This window comes from Dactylosporangium sp. CA-233914, assembly GCF_050942935.1.
Classification (GTDB): domain Bacteria; phylum Actinomycetota; class Actinomycetes; order Mycobacteriales; family Micromonosporaceae; genus Dactylosporangium.
In genome coordinates, this window is sequence record NZ_CP192030.1 from 3,616,035 (window position 1) to 3,634,348 (window position 18,314).

15 protein-coding genes are annotated in these 18,314 nt (G+C 71.1%); 9 read left to right on the plus strand and 6 right to left on the minus strand.

Going from position 1 to position 18,314, the window contains the following annotated elements; translation table 11 throughout:
* Nucleotides 1-40 precede the first annotated feature (40 nt).
* On the minus strand, nucleotides 41-1,696 hold the full coding sequence (locus ACQPY0_RS16635; protein ID WP_432989695.1) for a cellulase family glycosylhydrolase: 1,656 nt from the start codon (nucleotides 1,694-1,696) through the stop codon (nucleotides 41-43).
* 40 nt (nucleotides 1,697-1,736) lie between these two features.
* Here ACQPY0_RS16635 and ACQPY0_RS16640 point away from each other — a divergent pair, with 40 nt between their 5' ends.
* Nucleotides 1,737-1,910 carry a hypothetical protein gene (locus ACQPY0_RS16640; protein ID WP_432989697.1) on the plus strand — a complete coding sequence of 58 codons (174 nt, stop codon included), beginning with the start codon at nucleotides 1,737-1,739 and terminating at the stop codon, nucleotides 1,908-1,910.
* Here the strand turns inward: ACQPY0_RS16640 and ACQPY0_RS16645 are convergent.
* Nucleotides 1,900-4,092: an Hsp70 family protein gene (locus ACQPY0_RS16645; protein WP_432989698.1), complete on the minus strand. Its 2,193-nt coding sequence runs from the start codon at nucleotides 4,090-4,092 to the stop codon at nucleotides 1,900-1,902. The two genes, ACQPY0_RS16640 and ACQPY0_RS16645, sit on opposite strands and share 11 nt — an antisense overlap.
* A 120-nt stretch (nucleotides 4,093-4,212) precedes the next feature.
* Here ACQPY0_RS16645 and ACQPY0_RS16650 point away from each other — a divergent pair, with 120 nt between their 5' ends.
* Nucleotides 4,213-6,564, plus strand: a complete 2,352-nt coding sequence (locus ACQPY0_RS16650) for an ATP-binding protein (RefSeq protein ID WP_432989700.1) — start codon at nucleotides 4,213-4,215, stop codon at nucleotides 6,562-6,564.
* A gap of 107 nt (nucleotides 6,565-6,671) precedes the next feature.
* On the opposite strand, the gene ACQPY0_RS16655 is transcribed toward ACQPY0_RS16650, so the two are convergent.
* Entirely contained in the window at nucleotides 6,672-7,949 is a 1,278-nt protein-coding gene (locus ACQPY0_RS16655) for an IS701 family transposase (protein ID WP_432989702.1), read from the minus strand.
* A gap of 402 nt (nucleotides 7,950-8,351) precedes the next feature.
* Here ACQPY0_RS16655 and ACQPY0_RS16660 point away from each other — a divergent pair, with 402 nt between their 5' ends.
* The 4 genes from ACQPY0_RS16660 (at nucleotide 8,352) to ACQPY0_RS16675 (ending at nucleotide 12,968) form a co-directional block, all read left to right on the plus strand.
* A complete protein-coding gene (locus ACQPY0_RS16660) occupies nucleotides 8,352-9,635 on the plus strand; it encodes an MFS transporter (RefSeq protein WP_432995272.1) in 1,284 nt (427 codons plus the stop codon).
* A 134-nt stretch (nucleotides 9,636-9,769) separates the two neighbouring features.
* Complete coding sequence (locus ACQPY0_RS16665) at nucleotides 9,770-11,182, plus strand: ABC transporter substrate-binding protein (RefSeq protein ID WP_432989704.1); 1,413 nt, start codon at nucleotides 9,770-9,772, stop codon at nucleotides 11,180-11,182.
* 53 nt (nucleotides 11,183-11,235) lie between these two features.
* Nucleotides 11,236-12,099, plus strand: coding sequence for a carbohydrate ABC transporter permease (locus tag ACQPY0_RS16670; RefSeq protein ID WP_432989706.1), 864 nt, complete (start codon nucleotides 11,236-11,238; stop codon nucleotides 12,097-12,099).
* Nucleotides 12,096-12,968, plus strand: a complete 873-nt coding sequence (locus ACQPY0_RS16675) for a carbohydrate ABC transporter permease (RefSeq protein WP_432989708.1) — start codon at nucleotides 12,096-12,098, stop codon at nucleotides 12,966-12,968. The genes ACQPY0_RS16670 and ACQPY0_RS16675 overlap by 4 nt, the downstream gene beginning before the upstream one ends.
* A gap of 19 nt (nucleotides 12,969-12,987) precedes the next feature.
* Here ACQPY0_RS16675 and ACQPY0_RS16680 read toward each other — a convergent pair whose 3' ends face one another.
* From ACQPY0_RS16680 to ACQPY0_RS16690, 3 genes are read right to left on the minus strand one after another with little or no spacing between them, the layout of a single operon-like run.
* Entirely contained in the window at nucleotides 12,988-13,332 is a 345-nt protein-coding gene (locus ACQPY0_RS16680; RefSeq protein WP_432989710.1) for a hypothetical protein, read from the minus strand.
* Complete coding sequence (locus tag ACQPY0_RS16685) at nucleotides 13,329-13,907, minus strand: sigma-70 family RNA polymerase sigma factor (RefSeq protein ID WP_432989712.1); 579 nt, start codon at nucleotides 13,905-13,907, stop codon at nucleotides 13,329-13,331. Before ACQPY0_RS16685 ends, ACQPY0_RS16680 begins: the two co-directional genes overlap by 4 nt.
* Nucleotides 13,904-15,421, minus strand: a complete 1,518-nt coding sequence (locus ACQPY0_RS16690) for a sodium:solute symporter family protein (protein ID WP_432989714.1) — start codon at nucleotides 15,419-15,421, stop codon at nucleotides 13,904-13,906. The genes ACQPY0_RS16685 and ACQPY0_RS16690 overlap by 4 nt, the downstream gene beginning before the upstream one ends.
* Nucleotides 15,422-15,558: 137 nt before the next feature.
* Between ACQPY0_RS16690 and ACQPY0_RS16695 the strand changes: the two genes are divergently transcribed.
* The 3 genes from ACQPY0_RS16695 to ACQPY0_RS16705 are packed head-to-tail and all read left to right on the plus strand — an operon-like array spanning nucleotide 15,559 to nucleotide 18,163.
* Nucleotides 15,559-15,825, plus strand: coding sequence for a DUF3311 domain-containing protein (locus tag ACQPY0_RS16695; RefSeq protein ID WP_432989716.1), 267 nt, complete (start codon nucleotides 15,559-15,561; stop codon nucleotides 15,823-15,825).
* Nucleotides 15,822-17,993, plus strand: a complete 2,172-nt coding sequence (locus tag ACQPY0_RS16700) for a carbon starvation CstA family protein (RefSeq protein ID WP_432989718.1) — start codon at nucleotides 15,822-15,824, stop codon at nucleotides 17,991-17,993. The genes ACQPY0_RS16695 and ACQPY0_RS16700 overlap by 4 nt, the downstream gene beginning before the upstream one ends.
* Nucleotides 17,990-18,163 (plus strand): YbdD/YjiX family protein, encoded by a 174-nt coding sequence (locus ACQPY0_RS16705; RefSeq protein ID WP_432989720.1) that lies wholly within the window; start codon nucleotides 17,990-17,992, stop codon nucleotides 18,161-18,163. The genes ACQPY0_RS16700 and ACQPY0_RS16705 overlap by 4 nt, the downstream gene beginning before the upstream one ends.
* The last annotated feature ends 151 nt before the right edge of the window (nucleotides 18,164-18,314 follow it).

Here is an 18,314-nt window from a genome sequence, read left to right on the forward strand (position 1 = left end):
CCGACCGTGAGGGTCGGCCGCGCCGGGCCGGTGCCGGTGATCAGGCGGTGCAGGTCAGTGCGGGGACGGCGTTGGTACCGCTCCACGTGCCCGTGAATCCGAACTCGGTCGAGCCGTTGGCCGGGATCGTGCCGTTGTACGCCGCGTTCGTGACCGTCACCGCGGAGCCGGACGTGCTCAGCGTGCCGTTCCACAGCTGGCCGATGGTCTGGCCGTTGGCGTACGTCCACTTGACCGTCCACTTGGAGATGCCCGCGGTGCCGGCCTTCACCGTCACCGAGCCCTGGAACCCGCCCGGCGAGCCCGGCCACTGGCTGGTGACCGTGTACGTCGCGGTGCAGGCGCCACTCGCCGGCGGGGAGCTGGTCGGCGGCGGCGAGCTCGCCGGCGGCTGGGAACTCGTCGGCGGGCGGGAGCTGGTGCTGCTACCGGTCGGTCCGCCGCCGCCGGTGGGCGGGTTCAGGTAGGGGCCGATGATGTTCATCTTCGCCTGGTTGACCGTGATCCAGTCGTCGCCGACGATGCCGCCGGTGTCGCCCGAGTCCGGGTTCCAGGACCAGTACGTGAACGACATCCCGTTCGCGCCGGTGCCCAGGTACGACATCAGCTTCGTCATCCACTGCGTGTCCAGCGGGTTGGCGAGGGTGCTGCCGAACTCGCCGACGAGTATCGGGGCGATGTTCTGCTTGTACAGGTAGCCCCAGAAGTGGTCCCACACGTCGGGCAGGTTGTTCGGGAAGTTGGAGTCCTTGAACCACGGCTGCCGGTCGTACACGGAGATGCCGTAGTCGTGGGCGGAGTACACCAGCCGGTTGGCGACGTTGAGCCGGACCGGGTACGCGGCCGCCTTGGAGAGGTTGCCGCCCCACCAGTCGCACGCCATCGGATCGTCCGGGATGTTGTCGTACGGGTTCGGGGAGCCGCCGTTGCCGTCGCAACTGACGCCCTCGACGAAGATCAGCCAGTTGGAGTTGGTACCGAGGATCGCGTTGCCGATGCGCTCGGCGGCCAGCCGCCAGTCCTTCGTGGTGTCGCCGCAGCCCCAGCAGGAGCCGGTGCCGTTGGGCTCGGTCCCGTCGGCGTGCGGCTCGTTGAACAGGTCCGCACCGACGACGGTCGGGTTGTTCGCGTACCGCGTCGCCAGCATCTGCCAGTCGGCGATCTCGCTGGCTTCGGTGGCGGTCCCGCTGTACCAGAGGGCGGTCTGGCCGGAGGCGGTGGGCCGGTGCCGGTCGAGGATGATGCGCATCCCCTTGCCGCCCGCGTAGTTGACGACCTTGTCCAGGATCTGCAGCGGGGACAGCCCGATGAGGTCCGGGTTGGTGTCGGTGTTGATGCTCGTGGCGGCCGCGCCCGAGCGCAGCGAGTCGCCGGTGTACGGCACCCGGATGGTGTTGAACCCGAGCTGCGCCATGTGGTCGATCTGCTGGGTCCAGGTCGCCGGCTTGCCCGCCCACAGCCCGTGGAAGGTGTGGTTGTCGGTCTCCATGCCGAACCAGTTGATGCCGGTCAGCCGAACGGTCGCGCCGGTCGAGTCGACGATCCTGTTGCCGCTGGTGTGCAGGTAGCCGGTGCCGGTGCCGGCGGATGCCGTGCCGGCGGTGAGTGTTACGGCGACGAGCGCGGTGGCCGCGACGGCGGCCAGGGCCACCGCGCCCCCAACGGCCCCTCGCGTCCTGATGCGTCTGAGACCCACGGGTCACACTCCGTTCCGTGACGACGTTCGTCTGCGCATCGTGGGCGCGGGCACGATCGCCGTCAATCCGTGGTGGCCGGGGCCCGCCACACAGGCGCGAATGCACCTGAAACTTTCCGATCAGTCGTCGGCGGCCAGGCTTTCCGCGCTGGTGGGAGGCGACGCATGGGAGGTGCTGGATGCCGGCATCGGTCGTTCGCGGATCACGGCTTGAAACAGCCGGTCGTGACCGTCACCGGCCCGCCGCTCCACTTCGTGTCGGACCCGTCGGTGACGGTGATGGAGAACGTCAACTCCGTCTTGTAGTCGGCGGAGGTCTCCGGCGCGATACCGGCCGAGCCGAGGTCGCTGCCGGGCTTGGTGTTCAGGCCGCCTCCGGTCTCGTCGCCCGGGTTTTTCAGGAGGTTGCCGGAGCAGTTGAGGATCTTGGTCGACTTCCGGTGGCTGAAAGAGCCCTCGGTCGTGGCGACGAAGTCGCCGCCGCCCCACACGTACATCTTGCCGGTGGCGGCGCTTTTCTGGAGCTCGGTGCAGCTGCGGACGCTCAGGTTGGGCTGCGTCGAGCCGGAGCCGGACGTCCTGGTGAACGAGACTTTCGTGTACGCGGCGCAGGTCTTCGTGCTGCCCGCGCCGGCTGTCGTCCTGGTGGGGTTCGGCGCGGGGGCGGTCGTGGAGGCCCGGGCGGTGCTGGTGGGCGAGGCGCTCCCGCGGACCGAAGCGCTCGCCGTGCCGCTGGACCCGGCCGCCACGGCACCGCCGGGCTCGGTGCCGGCGCCCGCGCCGCCGGGCTCGGTGCCGGAGACGGCGCCGCCGGACTGCCCGGTTTCCGGCCCGCCGCCGCGGGCGCCGAGCCCCTCGGTGCCGGACGGTCCGCCGAGTCCCTTCGCGGCGACGATCGTGACGACCGAGGCGACGACGAGGACGAGTGCGAGGGCGCCGATCAGCAGTCCGCGACGCTGCCACGGCCTGGCCGGCTCGTCCGGGGCCGCGGTGGCCGTGGGCTCCTCGTGTGGCGGCCGCACTGCCCCGGGCGGCGGGTGGTGGAACTGCCCGGTCGTGGCCGGCGCCGGCGGCGCGGACACTGACAGTCCCGGCGGCGCGGACACCGGCAGTGCCGACGGCGTAGACACCGGCAGTCCCGGCGGCGCGGACACTGGCAGTCCTGGCGGCGCGGACACTGGCAGTGCCGTGGCCGTTACGGGCGCTGCTGGCGCGGGCGCCCAGGGTGCGGTGGGCGCTACCGGCGGTGGTGTGGCCGCCCAGGGCGGTGCCGGCGGGGCGGGTGGGGGCATCTGCGCGGCGACCGGAGCGGGTGCCGGTGGTCCTGCGGCGACGGCGCGCAGGGCGCCCTCCGCGACGACCAGCTCCGGCTGCTCGAACGTGATCGGCGCGATCCCGAACGTGCGGTGCAGCAGCGTGCCGACCAGTGGCATCCGGCTGGAGCCGCCGACGAGCAGGACGGCGGAGAGGTGCCGCGGTGTGAGGCCGGCCTCCAGTACCGTTGCCCTGGCGCAGGCGACCGTCCGGTCCAGGACCGGACGCGCGATCAGCTCGAGCTGCTCCCGGCCGATCGGCACGTCGACGTCCAGCGGCGGCACGTGGACGATGGCGCTGCTGGCCCGCGACAGCATCTCCTTCGCCGCCCGGACGTCGTCCCAGAGCTGGCGGCGGGCGCGCTGGTCGGCCGGTGCGGCGGCGCGGTCCATGCGCCCCCACGCCTCGGCGTCCCGGCCCGCGTACGCGGCGCCGATCGTCGCCACCACCGCCGCGTCGATGTCGAGGCCGCCCGCGTCGCGGAGCCCGTCCGAGGCCAGGCACTCGAAGCCGGTGGGGGTACGGCGGACGACGGAGGCGTCGAACGTGCCGCCACCGAAGTCGTAGACGAGGACGAGGTCGCCGACCGCCGGCGGGGCCGTGGCGCCGGCGACGAACGACGCCGCGGCCGCGATCGGCTCGGCGACGAGCACGGGTGCCGGGACACCGGCGAGCGCCGCGGCGGTGCGCAGGACCTCGAGGCGGCGGGCGCCCCAGGCCACCGGGTGGGTCAGCACGACCCGGGCCGGTGCGCCACCGCCGATCCGCCGGGCCTCGCCCACACCCCGGTCGAGGACTGCGGCGATGACCTCGGCGACCGGCAGCGGCCCGCCGCCCAGGAGCAGTTCGCCGTCGTCGATGCAGCGCTTCGGGTTCGGCTCGGCCGAGCCGGGATACATGCGGGCACCGGCGATCGCGTCTTTGCCCACCAGCAGGCGGCCCGACGGTTCCCGGCACACGGCCGACGGCAGCAGGGGCGAGCCGTCGATCAGCACCGGCTGGACCCGGCCGTCCCCGCGGCGGAGCACCGCCGTGGTGTTGGACGTGCCGAAGTCCACCGCAAGATCGAAGGCCGCTGACATGGCGGAGAGCGTACCGCCTGTGGCAACGCAACATCTGCCATGCCCCTATCCGCAACCTGGCACCTCCGTGGCATCGACCGCCGTTGTCGTCGCTCATGTTCCATCGGCGTTCACCTAAGTGTGCTGAAATGGCGCGCACGGGGGAGGGAGGTCGGCATCGACCCGACGACCGCGGCAACCGCCGAGGAGTTCGTGGCGCTGCTGCGCCAGGTCCGGGCCCGCTCCGGGCTGACGTTCCGGGCGATCGCCCGCCGCGCCGCGGACCACGGCGACGCCCTGCCGGCCAGCACGCTCGCCACCATGCTGCAGCGCTCGACGCTGCCACGCCGCGAGCTCGTGGTGGCGCTGTTGCGGGCCTGCGACGTGCCGGGCGAGCGCCGGGGTGCCTGGCTGGCCGCGTGGGAGCGGCTGGCCGGCGACGGGGCCGCCGGGCCCGCGCCGGTGGAGGCGCCTCATGCAGTACCGTTTCAGCTTCCTCCAGCGCCCGCGGTCTTCGTCGGCCGCGCCGACCTGGCGTCCCGGCTGGCGGCGGCCGCGAACGCCCGCGAGCACGCCGTGTGCCTCCTCGAGGGCCCGGCGGGCATCGGCAAGTCGGCGCTGGCGCTGCACGTCGCGCACGCCGTCGCGGGCCGGCATCCCGGCGGCTGCCTGCACGCCGACCTGCACGGCGCCAGCGCCGGGGTCGGGCCGGCCGAGCCCGCCGAGGTCCTCGCCCGGTTCCTGCGCGCCCTCGGCGCCCGCGCGGTGCCCGCCTCGCTCGAGGAGGCGGCCGCGCTGTTCCGCACGCTCACCGCGGCCGAAGGCGTCCTCGTCGTGCTCGACAACGCCGCCTCCGCCGCCCAGGTGCGGCCGCTGCTGGCCACCGGGCCCGGCTGCACCACGCTCGTCACCAGCCGCTGGAAGCTGCCCGACCTCGACGTCACGCACCGGTTCCCGGTCGGCCCGCTGCCCGACGACGCCGCGGTCGAGCTGCTCGGGCGGCTGTGCGGGCCCGAACGGCTGCGGGCCGAGCGCGCGGCGGCCGACGCGATCGTGCGCCGCTGCGGTGGCCTGCCGCTGGCGCTGCGCATCGTCGGTGCCCGTGCGGCCGCGCGCCCTGAGTCCGGGCTGGCCCGCTTTGCCGAGCGGATGCGCGACGAGGGCCGGCGCCTGGATGAGCTGGCCGTCGGCGACCTCTCCGTCAGGGCCAGTCTGCAGCTGGGGTATCGCGCGTTGTCCGGCCACTCGCGCGTACCGGCACGGCTGTTCCGGCTCATGGCCGTGCCCGACTGGGCCGACACGGCCGCACCCGAGTGCGCGGCCCTGCTCGGCGGCACGGTCACCGAGGCCGAGCAAGCCGTCGACACGCTCTTCGACGCGCACCTGCTCGAGCCGACCGGCGATGGCCGGTACCGCTTCCACGACACCGTGCGGCTCTTCGCCCGCGAGCGCGCCGAAGCGACCGAGCCCGCCGCCGAGCGGGCCGCGGCGCTGGGCCGGCTCATGGGTCACCTCCGGGCCGTCGCCACAACCGCGGCCCGGATGCTGTACCCGCACGATGACCTCCCGTCCGTCAACGCCCCCGAGGCCGGCGCGGCGGCCGGGCTGACCGGGGAGGCGGAGGCCCTCGCCTGGCTCGACCGGGAGTACCGCAACCTGCTCGCCGTGGCCCGCCAGCAGCTCGCCGCCGGCCTGTTCCTGGCCGAGGTGCGCGACGTCGCCCTGGTCGTCTACCGGTTCGTCGAGAATTCCGGATACATCGCCGAGCAGGAGCAGTTCGGCCGCCTCGCCATCGCCGCCGCCGAACGCCTCGGCGACGACGCGGGCGCGGTGTCGGCCCGCAACGTGCTCGCCGTCGCCATGCTCCGCGGCGGCCGGCTCGACGAGGGCATCGAGATCCTGCGGCGCAACCTGGTCGCGCAGCGCGAGCGCGGCGACCGCGCCGGCGAGGCATCATGCCTGAACAACCTGGGCAACGCGCTGCGCGACAAGGGCGACACCGCAGCCGCGCTGCGGCACCTGCGGGCGAGCCTGGCGATCCGCCGCGAGCTCGGCGACCGGCACAAGGAGGGCTCGGTCCTGGACAACCTCGGCCTGGTGTACCAGCTGACCGGGCAGTACGGTCTCGCCGTCGAGCACCACCTGGCCGGCCTGGCCATCACGCGCGACCTCGGCGACCGGCACCGCGAGGGCTTCATGCTGCTCAACCTGGCCGAGACGCTGCAACTGGCCGGCGACCACGGGGCCGCCGCCGAGCAGGCCGCGCACGCCCTGGCCCTGTGCCGCGAGTTCAACCACCGGCGCGGCGCCGGGCTGGCCCATCGCGTGCTGGGCGACGCGTGCGCGGCGCTCGGCCGGGCCGCGGAGGCCCACGAGCACCGCCGCCGGGCCCTGGAACTGCTCGCCGACACCGACCAGGAAGCCTGGGCCAAGGTGCGAACGGCGACCCAGGCCGCTCTGCCCGCGTCCGGCCGTCGTCCGCGCCTGCGCTGAACGGCGCTCGAACTGTCCCGAACAGACTCGAACACCATTGGCGTTGCCCGCGCGATGCGGCCGCCGACACAATTTTCGTACGTCTTGATTCGCTCGGCTTTCGCGGTCTATGCAGCTGCGAGTGCCCATGCTCGCTGGACCTGCCGGATTTCTGCGTTGGTGGGTTGAGCTGGGCGGGAGCCCATAAATCGAGCGGCAATGAGGGTGCGTCGTAGCGCGGTGAGCATGTCGGTGAACGACGGGTCGGTTTTCGACAGGTACCAGGGTGCGTGGATGCGGCGGTCGGCGACGATCCCGGATCGGTGACCGTACAGCGCATACCAGAGCACGACGAGGGTGTAGACGTACATCCCGAACGCCCAGGTGCGGTTCACGGCTTCCGCGGTGCGGTTACGGGCCTGTCCGACGCCGAGGGTCTGGCGGGTGTCGAAGAACGTGACCTCGATCGCCCACCGGGCGGCGTAGCGGGCCACCAGATCGGCGGCGGTGACGCTCAGGTCAGTGGTGATCAGGGCCGGCATCGGCCCGGTTTCTCGGTCACGCACGAGGGTCATCCGTACCGGGTGGGGCCCGAACACCCCGTACCAGAGGCAGTCGAGGACCGCGATACGCACGGTGTCGACCCGCCCGTAACGCGTCACGGACACCGTCTGCCACACCGCGGTGGCGGCGGCCTCGCTGGGGGTACCGATCCGGGCGCCTTTCAATCGTGGCCGGCCCCGTTTACCGCTGCGGGCCGGTGCGCGGTGATACACCACCGCGTTGCGGGGCAGCCGGGTCGTCCATGTCACGGTGGCGGGCAGGTCCCGCAGGCCATGGCCGTGGTACGCGGCGTCGGCGACCACGTGGACCCGCCGGCCCGGCGTCCGGGCGGCGATGACGGTGATCATGTAGGCGGCCAACTCCACGGTAGAGGCGGTGCCCTTGCCCTGCCAGCGCCGGCACAACACCGGCAGGCACAACGGCCGGGACAGGAACGAGGGCCGCACGATCACCCCGACGACCACCCAGCGGTGACCGAACGCCAGCTTGTTCCGGGCGGGCGCCGAGCCGTCGTGGATCCATCCGACGCCGTGGACCTTCTTACCCCGACGGCGATGCGCGGTGTCATCGACCGCCAGGTGCAGATCGGCGCCGTCGGCGACGAGGTGGGTCAGGACCAGATCGAACACCGTCAGGCCGATCTGGTCGATGGCCCAACGCGTGGTCGAGAAGAACCGGTGCGCCCGATCATGCGACCAGGACGTGGCCATCCCGGCCCCGGTGAGCATCCCGCAGACCGTACGTTGCCCGGTCTGCGCGACCAACCCGACGACCATCGCGGAGAAGACCCCGAACGTCGGCGCCGTGAAACACCCACCGAAGGCGTCCAACAACCGACGCAACGAGATCGGTAGGCTGACTCCTGGAAGCATCGACGGATCACTTTCGGCAACGACAGTGGTACAAGGACCGTCGATGCTTCCGTCATCTCACCCCAAGATCACGCACTCCCAGGCCACCCGGCGTGTCACACCCACCGCCGACCCCTCATCAAAAACTGCGAAAGTCCAGAGAACGTGAACGCGATCTTCCACAAGCTCGGATTGGAGAGCACCCCGGACACCCACCGGCGGGTCGCGGCCGTCGTCAAATTTCTCGGTACCGAGCTGTAACGACGTCAGAGGAGTTCGTCGAGGCCGGCCGGTCCCATGCGTGATCCAGATCACGCATGCTTTGATCTTCCGCTCTGAATTAGCGTCCGGCGTTGGCGACAGATCGTGTCGGTGGAGTACGGCGGAAGCTGGATGGCCATGGATGGAACCGAGGCGGGCTCCGCGGACCGGGTTGGTTCGGTACGGGGGAGCCTTTGGCGTAACCGGGCTTTCGTCTTGCTCTGGAGCGGGCAGACCGTCTCGTCGCTCGGTGCTCAGATCAGTTCCATCGCCTACGTCCTGCTGGCACTCGCGCTGACCGGCTCGGCGGCCGATGCCGGTTGGATCGCCGGGCTCGCTGGCTTCACATCGTTCGCGTTGCGGCTTCCGGCGGGAGTGCTGGCTGACACCCGTAGCCGTCTGGCGATCGTCGTCAGCGCCGACATCGGCCGGTCCGTCGCGTTGATTTCGCTGCCGATCGCCAGTCTGACGCACGAGTTGTCGTTCGGGCACCTCGCGGTCGTGGCTGTGCTGGACGCCGGGCTCGGGACCTTCTTCGAGCCGGCCGAGGCGGCTGCGCTGCGGCACATCGCTCCGGTTGAGCAGTTGCAGGAGGCCGCCGCGAGAAATCAGTCGCGCATCTACATCGCCACGCTGCTCGGGCCGACCTTCGGGGGAATGCTGTTCGGCCTGGGACGCACGCTCCCGTTCCTGGTGGACGCCGTGTCGTACGCCGTGTCCGCGTTGAGCCTCGCCCTCATTCGCCAACCGTTGAATCCGCCCACGGGCCGGCGCGAACGTACCTCAGGCGTACGGCCGGTCCGGGCATCGCCGGCTGGTGGGCTCGTCTGGGTGTGGCGGCAGCGGTTCGTCCGCGGTGCCGTGCTGTGGCTGGCCGGTGTCATGTTCGTCTTCCAGTCGATCGGTCTGGTGTCTGTCGTGCTCGCGAAGGACCATGGCGCCGGGCCGACCGAGCTGGGCGCGTTGTTCTCCATCACCAGCGCGGGTGGCCTCGCCGGTGCACTCGCCGCCCCGCGCCTGACGGCCCGGTTCGCCGCGAGAACCGTCATCATCGCGTTCGGCTGGTGCGCAGCCCTTGTCACACCGCTGCTCTGCGTCGCCCGTTCTCCGTACCTCATCGGCGCCGTCGGCGCGGCTGTCTTCTTCCTTGGGCCCGCCGCGAATGCTGCGATCGTCGGCCACGTCTTGATTCATGCCCCCGAACGGCTCCAGGGCCGCGTCAACGCGGCCATCGGCCTGATCACCGGAGCAGCCCTACCAGCCGGACCGCTGTTCGCGGGTCTCCTGCTCCAGCGGGCCGGGCCCGTCGACACCATCACGCTCTACACGTCCTTCCTGATCCTCCTCGCCATCGGGGCTACCTGCGGCCGCGGCATCCGCACGGCCGGCACGCCAAGGACCGCCAGAGACGCATGATCGGCTGAACGCTGATGCCGCCGGTCATGCCTGGGCTCCTGCATCCAGGGCTGGCCCGGCGGCGTGCCGCTATGAGGAAGCAACCTGGACGGCCCGGCGGGTAAACGGTTTGGCCGCTGCGGCAACAGAAGGATGTGATCTCATCTTACCTACTGTCCGCGCGGCTGAGCCGGCGCCGCATCGTCGGCGGTGCGGCGGTCGCCGGTGTGGCGCTGGCCGCCGGCTGTGCGCATGAAGAAGACGACGCCTTCGGCGCCGGTGTGCTCGCAGGCGGGCCAGCGGAGCAATTCACGCCGCCGACGGTCAACCTGTCCGGGGCACTGCGGATTCTTGCCTGGAGCCACTTCGTGCCGACGTACGACCGCTGGTTCGACGGCTTCGTCCACCGGTGGGCCGCTCAGGTCGGCGTCGACGTAACCGTCGACCACATCGACCTGGGGCAGATCACCACCCGAGTGGCGGCCGAGATTTACGCCGGCCGCGGACACGACCTCATTCAGTACGTGGCGCCGCTGCCGCAGTTCGAACCGGCGATGCTGGATCTGACCGACGTCGTCCAGGAGGCCAACCGGCGGTGGGGTCCGCAGCTGGAGTTGTGCCGGCGGTCGAGTTTCAACCCGGTGACGAACCGGTACTTCGCCTATGCGCCGGGCTGGGTTCCGGATCCCGGGAACTACCGGCGTTCGATGTGGTCGAAGGTCGGCCTGCCCAGCGGCCCGTCGAGCTGGGACGAGCTGCTGCGCGGCGGGGCCGAGATCCGCCGTGCTACTGGCGTCCGGCTTGGGCTTGGCATGTCGCAGGAGCTCGATTCGAACATGGTCGGCCGTTCTGTGCTGTGGTCGTTCGGATCGTCCATTCAGGACGGTGAGGGCCGGGTCACGCTCGAGGCGCCGGAGGCCGTCGCGGCGGTGGAGTTCATGACCCGGCTGTACCGCGAGGCCATGACCGACGAGGTCTTCTCGTGGATTCCCAGCTCCAACAATCAGGGGCTGGTCGCCGGCCGGTTGTCGTACATCAGCAACTCGATCTCCGCCTGGCGTACCGCGCAGCGCTCCACCCCCGCGGTTGCGGCCGACATCGACTTCGTGCCGGCGTTGGCCGGCCCGGCGGGTGCTATGGCCGCGCACCACCTCGTGCACAACTGGGTCATCCCGAAGTACGCCACCGGGGCCGCCGCCGGTCAGGAGTTCCTGCTGCACTACACCGCGAACTTCGCCGCCGCCACCTACTCGTCGATGCTGTACGACCTGTGCGCCTGGCCAAGCTGTACCCCGCAGCTTGCGCCCTGGCTGCGGTGCGACCCGTTTCGCGCTGACCCGCCCGGCAAACTGGCGCTGCTCGTCGATGCCGCCCGGTGGAGCGCCGACCTCGGTCACCCCGGTACGGCTAACGCTGCCATCGGGGAGGTCGCCAGCGGTTTCGTCATCCCTGACATGTTCGCCCGGGCGGCGCGCGGCGACGTCAGCGCCGCGGTTGCGGTCGCTGACGCCGCGGCGCGGGTTCGGTCCGTCTACGCCAAATGGCGGGCTCGAGGGCTGGTGGCGTGATGGGACACCATGCATTCCCGCCGCGTGGGCGCCGCGTCCGCGATCGCGATCGCGTGCTGGCATCGGTGTTCGTCGTGCCGACCGTCGGCTATGTCGCCGCCCTGATCCTCGGGCCGGTCGTCCTGGCCGTCGCGTACGCCATGTCGGACGTGACCGTCGCCGACCCGTCCTTCGACTGGGCCGGACTGGCCGACATCGAAGTCGTGCTGGCCGATCCCGTGTTCTGGCAAGCACTGTTCAACACGTGCATCATCACCGCGGCGACCACGTCGCTGGCCGTGGTCGGCGGGAACGTGGTGGCCCGGCTGATGCTGGCCCGGGTGTACGGACGCTGGCTGGTGCGGCTGTGCGTGCTGCTGCCCTGGGTCACCCCCGTCACCGTGTCGTCGGTCGCGTGGCTGTGGATGCTCGACTCGGTCTACTCGCCGCTGGACTGGGCCGGCCGGGAGCTCGGCCTGCTCGGCGCCGGGGACAGCGTCAACTGGCTCGGCCGGCCGTCGACGGCCATGGCCTCGGTCGTGGCCGTGCAGGCGTGGCGGCTCACCCCGCTCACCGCCGTCATCATCATGGCCCGGCTCGTGGCGATACCCCGCAACATCTATGAGGCCGCCCGCATCGACGGCGCCGGCCGCTGGCTGCGGGCCCGTTTCATGACGGTACCGCTGACCGCCCCGATCGTTGCGATAGCGGGGCTGTTCTGCGCGATCTTCACGTTCAGCGACATGGCGGTGGTGCGAGTCCTGACCAACGGCGGCCCGACCCACTCCACCGAGGTGCTCGCCACACTGGCGTTCCGCAGGGGCATCGACGGCGGCGACGTCGGCCAGGGCGCGGCGGTGGCCCTGTTCCTGCTACCGGTCCTGGTGGCCGCGACGCTGACGATCCTCGGCCTCGCACGCCGGATGGTGGCCCGATGATTCCCGCGGGGCGCGCCGAGCGGGCGCGGCGGCGGCAACGGCTGGGCGGTGTCGCCGTACACGTGGCGGCCTACGCGGTCGCGCTGCTGGGCGCGGCGCCGTTCCTGTGGAGCATGGTTACCGCCGTCAAACTCAACCGGGACCTGTACGACCCGGCGCACAACCCGTTCTGGTTCAACGCACCGCCGACCGCCGATCACCTCGCGTACCTGTGGCGGCACACGGCCTTTCCGGCATTCGCGTGGAACACGGTCTGGGTCGGTACGGCGGTAGTCGCGGCCACGCTCCTGCTCGCCACGCCGACCGGCTACGCGCTGGCACGGCTGCGATGGGCGTGGGCCGGCCGTCTCGGCATGGCGATCTTCCTGTGTTATCTGGTCCCGCCGAGCGTGCTGTTCCTGCCGCTGTCGCGGCTCGTGGCGGCCGCCGGCCTGCAGGACTCGGACTGGGCCCTGGTGCTGGTCTATCCGACGCTGACCGTACCGGTGTCGGTCTGGCTGCTGATGGGGTTCTTCAGCGCGATTCCGTTGCAGGTCGAGGAGCAGGCGCTGGTCGACGGCTGCAGCCGGTTCGCCGCCTTCCGCCGTGTCGCGTTGCCGCTGGCGGTGCCCGGGTTGGTTGCGGTCGCGGTGCTCAGTTTCGTCTTGTGCGCGAGCGAGTACCTGTACGCGATCGCGTTCGTCTCACCCACCGCCGGGAAGGTTGTCTCGACCGGGATCCCCACCGAGCTGATCCGCGGCGACCTGTTCTACTGGCAGTCCCTGCAGGGCGCTGTCGTACTCGTCGCGGTGCCCGTCGCGGTGGTCTTCAACCTGTTGCTCAAGCGGTTCGTCGCGGGGTTCACCGCCGGCGCGGCGACCGTGGGCTGACGCACGGCGGAGGTGCCGGCTACGGCGGCGGCCCGATACCGCTTCTCGGCGCCTCGATGCTGCTGCCCGGCCGGTCGTTGAAGATGATGTGCGTGTTGACGTCGGCCCGGCCGAGTGCCCACAGACCGATGATGTCGGCCAGCGCGAAGATCACCGCGGCGAGGATCGCCACCACGATCCGCCGCCGGCGTTCCCGGCGCCGCCAGTCGGCCAGTGCGGCCGGGTAGCGGTTCGGCGCGCCGTGCACCGACGTGGCGAGTGCGTCGAACACGTCGCGAAGCTGCTCCTCGGCGACCCCGGAGCCTGCGGCCGAACCGGTTCCGGGTGTCTTGCCGGGAGCCTGACCCGGTGGAACGCCACTCATCTTCGCTCCTCCAGTAAGCGCGTGAGCGTGGCCATACCCCGCGACGTGTGTGACTTGACCGCGCCGGCCGAGATGCCCATCGCCGCGGCTATCTCCGATTCTCGCAGATCCAGCCAGTACCGCAGCACCAGCGCTTCCCGCTGCCGGGCCGGGAGCCGCTTGATCGCCTCCACCAGGGCGTGCTGGTCGTCGCGCAGCAGCACTTCGGCCTCGGCTGACCCGACCGATTCGATCACCTGCTCCGCGTGCCTGCGCGCCACCTGCAGCCGACGCACCCGCATCCGCACCAGGTTGCACACGACGGCGCGCAGGTAGCTCAGTGCGGCGTCGTGATTGCGTAATCGGTGCCATCGCCGGTACAGCTCGTAGAACGCCTCCGAGACGATGTCTTCGGCCTCGCCCTGCGCGCCGAGCAGTACCGCCAGGCGCAGCAGCGGGGTGTGGTTGGCGTCGAAGAGCCTGGCCAGTGCGGCCTCGCGTTCGAGGCCGGCGAGGTTCACTCCGGCGGGGTCCAGCCTGGCCGGCGCCGGGTCGGCGGCCGGTGCGAGCGAGCGTGACGAGACCTGCTGGGTCACGGGGCCACCGCCCCGGCGGCGGTGCCGCCGAGCTCCCGGGCCACGCCGAGCCGGTCCAGCGCTGGGGTCAGCGCGGCGGCGACCGCGAGGTTGAGCACGAGCGCGGCGAGCGCGACGTACACGTGCACGCCGGCGAACGAGATGACCGAAGAGAAGCCGCCGGAGGCCACCAGAATGGTCCCCGCGACCATGCCGACGAGCCAGCCGGCGAGCAGCGCGGTGCGGTGCGGCCAGCGGGTGAACAGCCCGAGCGCCACCGTGGGGAACGTCTGCAGGATCCACACCCCGCCCAGAAGCTGCAGGTTGATCGCGTCCTGGTCCGGTAGGCCGAAGATGAACGCCAGCGCGCCGAACTTCGCCACCAGCGATACCGCGCGGGCGATCTGGGCCTGGTGCTTCGGCGTCGCGGTCGGGTGGAAGTACTCGACGTAGACGTTGCGGACGAACAACGTCGCCGCGCCGACCGACATCACCGCGGCGGGCACCAGCGCCCCGACGGCGAGGGCACCGAACACGAGCCCCGCGGCGACCGGTGAGGTCAGTTCCCGCACCATCAGCGGCACTGCCGCCTCGGCGTTGCCGGGCCTGGCCTGCACGCCCGCGGCGAGCGCCGCGACGCCGAGCAGCGCGAAGAGGCCCAGCACCGCGGTCCACGCCGGCAACCCGATGATCGCCTTTCGGAGCCGGTCGCCGCTGGAAGCGGCGAAGGACGCGGTCAGGACGTGCGGATACATGAGCAGCGCGAGCGCGGAGCCGAGCGCGAGCGTGGCGTAGGTGGTGTAGTGCGAGGGGGTGAGGGTCAAGGATGCCTCCGGTATGCCGCGGGCGGTGATGGCGTCCTCGGCGGCCCGGAATACCGCCGGTGGCCCGCCGAGCCGGGCGAGCACGAGCACGACGACGCCGACGGCCGTGGTGCCCACCAGGACCCCCTTGGCCAGGGAGATGACGGTCGGTGCGCGCAGTCCGCTGCGGTATGTGGCGCCGGCCAGCACCGCGAACACCGCGACCAGCGTGAGGTCGCCCGCGATCCCGTCGGTGGGGTAGAGGCCGCCGGCGACCAGGACCGCGCGGATGCCGATCAGTTGCAGGGCGATGTACGGCATGGTGGCGAGGATTCCGGTCAGCGCCACCGCCAGCGCCAGCAGCGGCGAGTCGTAGCGGGCCCGCACGTAGTCGGCCACCGTCGTGTGGCCGTTGTCCTTCGCCACCCGCCACAGCCTCGGCAGCAGCACGAAGGCCAGCGGGTAGACGATCACCGTGTACGCCAGCGCGAAGAACCCCAGGGCCCCGATGCCGTACACCAGGCCCGGCACCGCGGCGTACGTGTAGGCGGTGTAGATCGTGCCGCCGAGCAGGAACCAGGTGAGGACGGGCCCGAACTGCCGCCCCGCCAACGCCCAGCCGTCGAGCGTCGGTAGCTCGTCGCGGACCCGGAAACGCCGCGCGACGATCGCGAGCAGCGACGTGCCGGCGACGACCAGCGCGAACGCGGTGGTGCTGGCGGGATCGACCATGGGCACCCTCTCAGTCCTCTGTGTGTTGCGCACGCTCCCGGATTGGTTGACGCGAAACAAGAGGCAATCGGGCAGTAAACCGTATGACATGGGTGCGCAACATTCAGGCATCGTCGACGACTGCTCGGGAGGCCGGTGTGGCGAGATTCCGCAAAGCGATCAGGGTCGCCGCCTACACCGGCCTGGCACTGCCGCTCGTGGCAATCCTCTGGGTCCCGCTGTACGCGCGGACCACGCCCCGGCTGGCAGGGCTGCCCTTCTTCTACTGGTTCCAGTTCGCCTGGATCTTCCTCAGTGTGGCGTTGATGGCGGCCAGCCATCTGCTGCTGCGGCGCACGGACCCCGGGGTCCGCGCGCCAGGGACCGATCCGGGCGGACACCCCCACCCTGGAGAACATGCATGAGCATTTTCACCCCGACGACCCGGGCCCGCCCGGGCGTACGGTCCATCGTGATCTGGACGGCCGTGTCGATCGCCGGCGCGGTCGCCTGGGGAATCATCGCCCTGGCCCGCGGCGAGCGCATCTCGGCGATCTGGCTGGTGGTCGCGGCGCTGTGCTCGTACGCGATCGCCTACCGGTTCTACGCGCGGTTCATCGCCCGGCGCGTGCTCAAGGTCGACGACCGGCGGGCCACGCCCGCGGAGCGGCTGGACAACGGCATCGACTACCACGTCACCGACCGCCGCGTGCTGCTGGGCCACCACTTCGCCGCGATCGCGGGCGCCGGGCCGCTGGTCGGGCCGGTCCTGGCGGCGCAGATGGGCTACCTGCCCGGAACCATCTGGATCATTGTCGGCGTCGTCTTCGCCGGAGCCGTGCAGGACATGGTGGTCATGTTCCTGTCCATGCGCCGCGACGGGAAAAGCCTCGGCCAGATGGCCCGGGACGAGATCGGCCGCGTCGGCGGCGTCGCGGCCCTGGTGGCCGTCTTCTCCATCATGATCATCCTGCTCGGCGTCCTGTCGCTCATCGTGGTCAACGCGCTCGCGAAGTCGCCCTGGGGCACCTTCTCCATCGCCATGACCATCCCGATCGCCCTGTTCATGGGCGTCTACATGCGGATGCTCCGACCGGGCCGGGTGGTCGAAGCCAGCGTGATCGGCGTCGGCCTGCTGGTCCTCGCCATCGCCGCGGGCGGCTGGGTCCAGGACTCCAGCTGGGCGGGCATCTTCACCCTCAAGCCCGAAACGCTGGTCTTCTGCCTGGTCGGATACGGCTTCGTCGCCTCCGTCCTGCCCGTCTGGATGCTGCTGGCACCACGCGACTACCTCTCCACGTTCATGAAGATCGGAACGATCGGGCTGCTCGCGGTCGGCGTCCTGCTGACCAACCCGGTCCTGCAGAACGAAGCCGTCACCAAATTCGCCTCTACCGGCAACGGCCCGGTCTTCGCCGGCGCCCTCTTCCCGTTCGCCTTCATCACCATCACCTGCGGAGCGCTGTCCGGCTTCCACGCCCTGATCTCCTCGGGCACCACGCCGAAGATGATCCAGAAGGAGTCGCAGGTCCGGCTCGTCGGCTACGGCGCCATGCTGATGGAGTCGTTCGTCGCGGTCATGGCCATCATCGCCGCGTCGATGCTGGACCCTGGGCTGTACTACGCGATGAACTCACCCGGCGGCGTCGTCGGCGCGACCTTCCAGAGCGCCGCGACGGCGGTGACCAACCTGGGATTCACCGTCACCCCCGATACCCTGCAGGCCGCGTCCGCCGCCGTCGGCGAACCGACGCTCGTGTCGCGCACCGGTGGCGGGCCGACGCTCGCGGTCGGCATCTCCGAGGTCTTCTCCGGCTTCCTCGGCGGAGCGAGCCTCAAGGCGTTCTGGTACCACTTCGCGATCATGTTCGAGGCGCTGTTCATCCTGACCACCGTCGATGCCGGAACCCGGGTCGGCCGGTTCATGCTCCAGGACACGCTGGGCAACATCTGGAAGCCGCTCGGCCGGGTCAGCTGGCGGCCCGGCCTGTGGCTGACGAGCGCGGCCGTTGTCGGTGCCTGGGGATACTTCCTCTACACCGGCGTCACCAACCCGCTCGGCGGCATCAACCAGCTCTACCCCCTGTTCGCCGTCGCCAATCAACTGCTCGCCGCCGTGGCGCTGACGGTCGTCACGGTCATCCTGGTCAAGAGCGGCCGGCTCAAATGGGCCTGGGTCACCGCCATCCCGTTGGCCTGGGACGTGGCGGTGACGCTGACCGCCAGCTATCAGAAGATCTTCTCCGCCGACCCGAAGATGGGCTTCTTCGCCCAGCGCCAGCGCTTCGCCGACGCACTCGAGCAGGGCAAGGTGCTCGCACCCGCCAAGAACCTCGACCAGATGCAACAGGTCGTCACCAACTCCACGGTGCAGGGCGTCCTGTCGGTGCTCTTCGCGGTCCTGATCATCATCGTGATCGTCGACGGAGCGCGGGTGTGCCTGCAGGCAGTCGTCCGGGGCCGGGAACTCCCGACGACGGAGGCGCCGTTCGTGGAATCGGTGATCGTCGCACCGTCCGGCCTCTTCACCACGGGCGGCGAGCGGCGGGAACTCGTCATCGCGGCGGCCGGCGATGGGGACAGCGACCGATGAACCTACAGCACCGGCTGGCGCGGCTCTGGTGGTATCTGCGCGAACTGGCCGGCGAGACCAGCTACGACCACTACGTCGTGCACCACCGGAAACACCGCACGGCGGGAGCCCCGCTGACCCGCCGGGAGTTCGAGCGGCTGAAGAGCGGCACTTCCGTGCGCTGCTGCTGAAGCGCGGGAGCGCCTCGCGGCCGGACCGGGTCCGCACCAACCCGGCCGGCCGCGACGGCGGCGCCCACCTCACCGACGATCACGTCGAACAGCTCCGCGCCATCACCGCCAAGCTGCTGCCCGGGCTCACCGGCACCCAATGGCCCGGGCT